This is a genomic window from Bacteroides sp. Ga6A2, from assembly GCF_000702225.1.
GTDB lineage: Bacteria > Bacteroidota > Bacteroidia > Bacteroidales > Bacteroidaceae > Ga6A1.
Genome location: NZ_JNKX01000069.1, coordinates 1 through 7,048 on the forward strand (window position 1 = coordinate 1; position 7,048 = coordinate 7,048).

Here is a 7,048-nt window from a genome sequence, read left to right on the forward strand (position 1 = left end):
TATTATAGACATAATGGTTGATAACGATTATATAGGGCAGTTATACGAGTATGACTTACAACGTAACTTGGTTAATTTCCTGAAATGCCCGAATCTTAGATGTAACAATCTGCTCTTATTTCCTCCATTCGACTCTTATTGGAGCGACATTGTTCAAGGCTCTTATTCCGAAGTGCCCAATTTTCGCAAATTACCCAAAGAATATTATTACACCGACAAATCGCGCACTTACGGAGCATGGATTTATCGCATAAAGGGAAAGGCAATAAGAGTTGCTGTGATGTCTAAATTTATCCCTACATATGAAGCTTATAAGCATTTTTCTACACGTATAGAAAAACAAGCAGACGGAGATTTGCCAGCTTTCTACTTGTACATAATGTTATCGTGCAATGTCGAAATGTACACATCCGACGCTATATGTGACAAGAAAAACGGTTTAAAAAGAGTAAAGGTGTATCAAAATTAGTCAGCCTTGCTTGTGCAGATTTGCAGTCGCGCAACAAGAACTCTCATAAGATTTTTATGCCAAAACAAAACATGTAAAACCCGAAGGCATCCCGAACGAATCCCGAAGGATTGTTTGCAGAAATTCGCCCAAAATTTGTTTTGCCGAATTCGGAATATAATTCTCAAAAAAATAAAATAATATGGATTACTCTCTATTTGATGATGCTAAGTGCATCTCTATGATTTACAAAGAAAAAATGCCAGATTTACAAAATGTAGAAATTGTAAAAATGGAAATAGAACCAGGTGAAGATGCGGTAATTTACATGAATGTAGACACTACGGAATTGCCACAAGATATGCCACCAAAATGGTTGATGCGAAAGGTTAATACCGTTCAATTTTTGATTGCATTTATTGGTATTGAATTTATTGAATTCAGTCTGACAAACGGTATGAATTGCAATATAGCCATTTCCGATAATAATGGTAAAAAACGCGTTTGCATTACAAACAGTACCGATGGAAAGAAATTATGCTTTGATGCAAAATGGATATTCGCAAATGAAATCTCTGCTTATGTTAATAACACCTCAGACCCAGCAGAATGGCTTTAGAATCTGTCTCAAAGATAAAAATAAATTCTTATGGATTACGCTCTATTTAATGATGCAAAGTGCATTTCTAAGATATACAAAGAAAAGATGCCAGATTTGCAGAATGTAGAAATTGAAAAGATGATAATAATTCCGGGAAAAGATGCAGAAATTCGTATATGCGTAGATACCACGGAATTGCCACAAGAAATGCCATCTGAATGGTTGATACAAAAGGCTACTAACGTTCAAATATGGATTGCTTTTATTAGTATTGAATTTATTGAATTCAATATAACAAACGGTATGAATTGCTGTATGACTATTTCAGATAATAATGGTAAAAAACGCGTTTGCATTACAAACAGTACAGACGGAAAAAGAATCTGCTTTGATGCAAAATGGATATTCGCAAAAAAAATATCAGCATGCGCTGTATGGGATTAGAATCTCCGTAGTCATGCCAAATTCGAAAAATAGGCGAGACCAAAGAAAACAAAAACGTTACTATAATGCCCCCGACGAAATAAAAAGAATAATGAAACAATGTTTAATAATATTTAGCGTCTTACTTTCTGTCTGTTCGTGCGCAGACAAGAACAAGGCAAACAAAAATATGCGATTACATCATTTCTCTTAATCTGTTTGGCTCTCAGCACCTTAGCATCGTGCAGCGAGGGCGGAAACAACATAACATTAGAGAATTTCGAACTGTACAAATATGATTTAGACAGTTTGGTGAATCTCTTTAAGAGTTCAATACCTTCGGAGATAAGAGAAGAGAAAAAAGTATTTTTCTGTCTTGGCAGAGAAGACGAATCTATTTCAATTGCCATAGACGGATACACAAACGGAGAGAGAAACATTCGCGGTGGCTATTCAATTAAAAAAGGCGGAAAGGAATATAAGGAGGCATTGGCTTATTTAGGCTGGACAGAGACAAAGGTCGATTCGATACAAAGCCTTTTGAAAAAAGTAAAATGCACAACGATAAGTACTGGAATATACAAATATTTCGACGTAGAGCTTTGCAATTTCTACGACTTAGACTACAAGCCTTATTCGTATTCTTACCTGCATGTAAAACCGAATGTCAGCTTAGATACAACCGATATAAAACCAATTTTGATTTCTCCTTGTGGAGATCAGTTCACAATTAGATAAGGCAAGGCTAACGACAAGACAACTTTCATCTTTAAACAACAGATTTTTACCTCATAAAAAATGAAAAAACTACTACTGTTTGTCTTTTGCTTTGTGTTCTGTCGCTCTATGGGTACAGAAACGCAGCCAAAACTATTCGGCGGAAAATACAACTATATTTCGATAGTTGTCGTTCCGGGCGAACATAGCTGGCCGATATACTTCAATGTTGCAACATTAAGCGACACGATTTTCGCCAACACCGAGTGTGTAGATTCTTTTGTAAAAAGCATCTGCAAAGGCAATCTGTACATTTCAGCAGCACACGACGAGGCATTCGAACTTGTATATAAAGACAAAAAAGATTACGAATTTTCAAAGAACAGCGTCGACTGTATTGGCGATTTCTATTTCGACCTATATGATGATAAGAAAGGAACAAAGTTTCTGACTCTAAAAACGGGAGCAAAAGTCAGCTATAATTCAGCATCTGTCCATTGCATATTTACAGAATTAGACAAACGGAAATACTGGAAAATATCAAACACTTCGGAAAATCTGCAAGACGCCGACTCTTGTCTGGTTGAAAGAATTGCCGTCCCCGTTGCAGTTGCAAAATACAACATTAAAAATAGTTTTGTTATAAAGCCAGCACCCAAAGATATGTAGTCGGGAAAAGGTTAAAATTTTCTTAAAATTATGAATAAGCAAAGTATCTTTATTTTATTTATCTTGATGCTCGTTGGATGTAAGCATCCTAACGGAAACGGCGGAAATACTGCCACAACAACAAGAGCTAACAAGCAGGAAGAACCCAACTTTGAGGAGTTTGTAAAGAAATTCTGTTCAGACTCATGTTTCCAAATAAACCACATCTCGTTTCCTCTTGAGATAACAATATGTTGCGAAGGGGGCATGAACGAGAGAGACTCTGTATACTTTATAGAAAGAAACGACTGGAGACATGACGATCTCTTCAATCCCGGCTACGAAGAAAAGGTTAGTACAAATATTTACGCAGACAATAATACCGTACTAATAAGTGGCGATGACTGCGGCATTCATGTTACATACATGTTTAAACGCACTAACTCAACATGGGCATTATACAAAATTGATGACGCTTCAATGTAACCGAATAACCCCAAAAATCCTAAAGAAATGAAGAAAATATTATATCTGCTTTTGACTTTATGTATATGCGCATGTTCCGACTTTCCTGCCAAGAAGTGGATGGAAGAGGCAAAATGCGTAGATTCTATAAAAACTGTGCCGCCGAATAATTGTGCAGATATGGACAATTTCCAAATAAAAGGACTAACTGTAGTCGGGAGAAGGTTAATTTTTTCTTAAAATTATGAATAAGCAAAGTATCTTTATTTTATTTATCTTGATGCTCGTTGGATGTAAGCATCCTAACGGAAACGGCGGAAAAACAGCCACAACTACAAGAGTTAACAAGCAGGAAGAACCCAGCTTTGAGGAGTTTGTAAAGAATTTCTGTTCAGACTCATGTTTCCAAATAAGCCACATCTCGTTTCCTCTTGAGATGACGATATGTTGCGAAGGCGGCATGGACGAGAGAGACTCTGTATACTTTATAGAAAGAAACGACTGGAGACATGACGATCTCTTCAATCCCGGCTACGAAGAAAAGGTTAGTACAAGTATTGACGCAGACAATAATACCGTACTAATAAGTGGCGATGACTGCGGCATCCATGTTACATACATGTTTAAACGCACTAACGGAACATGGACATTATACAAAATTGACGACGGTTCTATGTAACCGAATAGCCCCAAAATTCCTAAAGAGATGAAGAAAATATTATATCTGCTTTTGACTTTATGTATATGCGCATGCTCCGACTTTCCTGCCAAGAAGTGATTACAAGGCACATACAACATTCTATAGGAAGAGACATACATAAACAGAAGCACAGAGTTCAAGCCGTTAAGTTTTACTCTTACGTTCGAAAATTCAAGCGTTAAATTACCGACCATAGAATCGGCAGATGCACCCGTAGAAAATTCTTATGAAGGGATAAAAGAATTAGAAAGAAATGCCAAAGGAAAGTGGAAAGTAATTGGAGAGAAAGAAGATTCTATCTTGATTGATGCTCCAAAGAATATACTAAATGGAAAGTATGCCGTCTGCCTACAAAAGGTGGAGTATTTTCACGACAATATTTAAATCCTTTGGTTAGAAAACGACTCTACCCGCCTCTGCTATTCAAAGGCTGTTTCGCCCAAAGCCGAAATAGAGTGGGAATGAAACTATCCGCAACAAAACATTTCTTCTTTCGGCAGAAATTCTTAATTTTGGCAAGACAAAGCCAACTTCTTAAACAGAACAATAATGAAAAAATACATCGTAATCTTACTATGCGTCTTGGTTTCATGCTGCAAGCGCGAGCCTTCCGTTAGCACGCATCAGGGCGATAATGCCACGGTCAGTCCTTCAAAAACAAAGGGCATCGACGGATATGTCGGGAAATGGCATTATATGGTATGGATAAACGATAGCGCATACCAAAACAAATCATTCTGTCTGGAACTCAGAAAAACCGGGAAAATATATGTAAAAGGAGTGTTCGCTTCCATCTGGGACAATGGATATAGATTAGACGGCTGGAACGCCGATACTGATGTCGAAACCAACGTTTGGGGGCGTTTCGTCAACGACTCGCTATATGTCCGTATAAAAGGGAGTTACAGAGAGAACTCATCGGCAAAGGCTGTTTTGTATTTAGTAAACGATTCAACTCTGCTATGGAAACTTACAGAAGAAAATGGTGAAATATACCTCCCCGACAAAGTGTGGCTGGAAAAATTTTAATCAGTAACAACTCAAAAACAGAACTTACATGAACAGATTCCTAAGATTATACATTTTGCTGGCAATTTCATTCTGCTGTAAATCAACCGGTTTATGCAATTACAGCACACACAAGAGTCGGCAGAATACTCTTACCGAAGAAAAGAAGTACATTCTTCCCGATTCCTTCTTTGCCAAAGTTGCCGTTGATGACATTGGAACCATCGACACAACAAACGTAAAATACAGGAAACGAGACATGGAACTTTCTGGATATGCTTACTCTCCAGTTATTGGGTATGAGAATATAGCAGACAAAAAACCAAAATATGCTGTATTTATACAAGACAACTTTACCATCAAAAAGAATTATAGCAAAAATGACGAAACAGCAATAGACTCTATTGGTATCTATTTCATTTTGATAAAGAAGTATTTCGCCCCTGGAGAAAAAGTACAAATCATCCACATGCAATATAAAAACAAGTTGGAAAAATTTAAAGAAAGTGATTTTGATTACAGTATTCTCGCAGACATCCGAAAAAACTTTCTTCTTCGCATAAAATATACAAAATTCTATCTAAGAAAGGAAGGCAGGCTTCCCATGCTAACGGAAGTATATCTAATCTATTAGCATTATTCCGCCCAAATTCCTAAACTCGGCAGAACAAAGAGATATCTTTTAAAAATTGGTTTTATGAAAACAAAATCTGTTGCTCCTCTATACTATAAGTTATTGAGAAAGTCGAACTTAATAATATGCATATACACATCCGTATATCCCGATTTAAATCCTAATTATGTCGGTTTTTACCGACGAGTTTTTCTTAAACAAAATAATTGAAAGATGAATAAAATAACATTTATTATTGCTTTGGCGTTGTTTACATCTTGCATGCATAATAACACTAAATCAGATACAAACGATTCGCTATCTGATAAATCAACAGTTAAGCCCAAACATGAGGCAAGAATAACGATTCCCGACTTCCTCGTTGATGTTTGGGGAACACCACATTGTGCAGATGTCAACATTCGTTTTAATCAGAATGGCGAATTTGTATTCAACGACTATGACAAAAATGGCAATTACATTGCTAAGGAAGGAACTTTTGATTTTAAAGATAACAAGGTAATTCTGCACTACAAAGATGGGGATTCCTTAATCCTAAAGCTAAAGCTCCTTGAATACGAAGAGTTTAACGACTATTATCTATACACAGACAACAAAAGCCACTATTTGGTAAAGGGGCTGAGAGTTCCCTCTCCCGAAGAATTAGATTCCCTTACATCTCTGATATATTGTGAGGATAAGTAATACCCCTGTTCTCAGGAATATGCAGTAGATATATTAGTATTATTTGTCAATAACTGCACTAGTGTCCGGAATAATTATACAACACGCTTATAATTAAGTGAATTTCAAATACTTATATTGCATATAAGTTTTTCTGATAGAAAAACTTACCTTTGGAACAGTTTTTATCTTAATAAAACTGAGTATGCCCAAAGGAAAGACTGTATTCGCCCAAATCATGGAGGTTGTACCAGACTATGAACTAAACAAATGCATTGACAGATACAATGGAGACAAGGGAACCAAGAAGTATACGTGTCGTGACCAGTTCAAGGTAATGAGCTTTGCCCAACTTACAGGCAGGACCAGCCTTCGCATCATAGAAGCCACACTGAAGGTCTTTGGACCAAAACTCTATCATTCTGGAATGAAGCAGATGGGAAAATCCACTATTTCAGAAATGAATGAGAAGAAGGCATGGCAGATCTACCGCGACTACGCCATGGTTCTTGTATCCAAGGCACAAAGGCTATACAAGACCGACAAGTTCAGGCTTGATATCGAAGAAATGGTATATGCATTCGACAGCAGCACCATAATCCTCTGCCTGCAACTCTGTCCATGGGCAAAATACAAGGACGGCAATGGCGGAATAAAAATGCACACGATGCTTGACCTGCGCGGTTCGATTCCTACTTTCATCTGGCTTTCAGAAGCTGCCGTCAGCGACATCAATGCCAT

General features: G+C 37.1%; 11 protein-coding genes. All 11 read left to right on the forward strand.

The features are described 5' to 3' along the window. Positions 1-469 (forward strand): hypothetical protein (locus T538_RS19020; protein ID WP_034539198.1); only part of this gene is annotated, 469 nt, incomplete at its 5' end. A 181-nt stretch (positions 470-650) separates the two neighbouring features. Next, positions 651-1,067, forward strand: a complete 417-nt coding sequence (locus T538_RS0113270; protein WP_031534464.1) for an Imm50 family immunity protein — start codon at positions 651-653, stop codon at positions 1,065-1,067. A gap of 30 nt (positions 1,068-1,097) precedes the next feature. Next, complete coding sequence (locus T538_RS0113275) at positions 1,098-1,493, forward strand: Imm50 family immunity protein (protein WP_031534465.1); 396 nt, start codon at positions 1,098-1,100, stop codon at positions 1,491-1,493. Positions 1,494-1,691: 198 nt separating this feature from the next. Continuing rightward, positions 1,692-2,210, forward strand: coding sequence for a hypothetical protein (locus T538_RS0113280; protein ID WP_031534467.1), 519 nt, complete (start codon positions 1,692-1,694; stop codon positions 2,208-2,210). A gap of 60 nt (positions 2,211-2,270) precedes the next feature. Then, entirely contained in the window at positions 2,271-2,858 is a 588-nt protein-coding gene (locus tag T538_RS0113285) for a hypothetical protein (RefSeq protein ID WP_155993220.1), read from the forward strand. 30 nt (positions 2,859-2,888) lie between these two features. Continuing rightward, positions 2,889-3,323 carry a DUF4348 domain-containing protein gene (locus T538_RS0113290; RefSeq protein ID WP_081834998.1) on the forward strand — a complete coding sequence of 145 codons (435 nt, stop codon included), beginning with the start codon at positions 2,889-2,891 and terminating at the stop codon, positions 3,321-3,323. A 223-nt stretch (positions 3,324-3,546) separates the two neighbouring features. Further along, positions 3,547-3,981: a DUF4348 domain-containing protein gene (locus tag T538_RS0113295; protein WP_081834999.1), complete on the forward strand. Its 435-nt coding sequence runs from the start codon at positions 3,547-3,549 to the stop codon at positions 3,979-3,981. A 570-nt stretch (positions 3,982-4,551) separates the two neighbouring features. After that, complete coding sequence (locus tag T538_RS0113300) at positions 4,552-5,031, forward strand: hypothetical protein (protein WP_031534476.1); 480 nt, start codon at positions 4,552-4,554, stop codon at positions 5,029-5,031. Between the two features lie 28 nt (positions 5,032-5,059). Next, positions 5,060-5,644, forward strand: a complete 585-nt coding sequence (locus tag T538_RS18675; protein WP_031534478.1) for a hypothetical protein — start codon at positions 5,060-5,062, stop codon at positions 5,642-5,644. 213 nt (positions 5,645-5,857) lie between these two features. After that, positions 5,858-6,328: a hypothetical protein gene (locus T538_RS0113310; protein ID WP_031534480.1), complete on the forward strand. Its 471-nt coding sequence runs from the start codon at positions 5,858-5,860 to the stop codon at positions 6,326-6,328. 184 nt (positions 6,329-6,512) lie between these two features. Further along, positions 6,513-7,048, forward strand: a 536-nt coding sequence (locus tag T538_RS0113320; RefSeq protein ID WP_031541383.1) for a DUF4372 domain-containing protein, incomplete at its 3' end; no start/stop codon positions are given.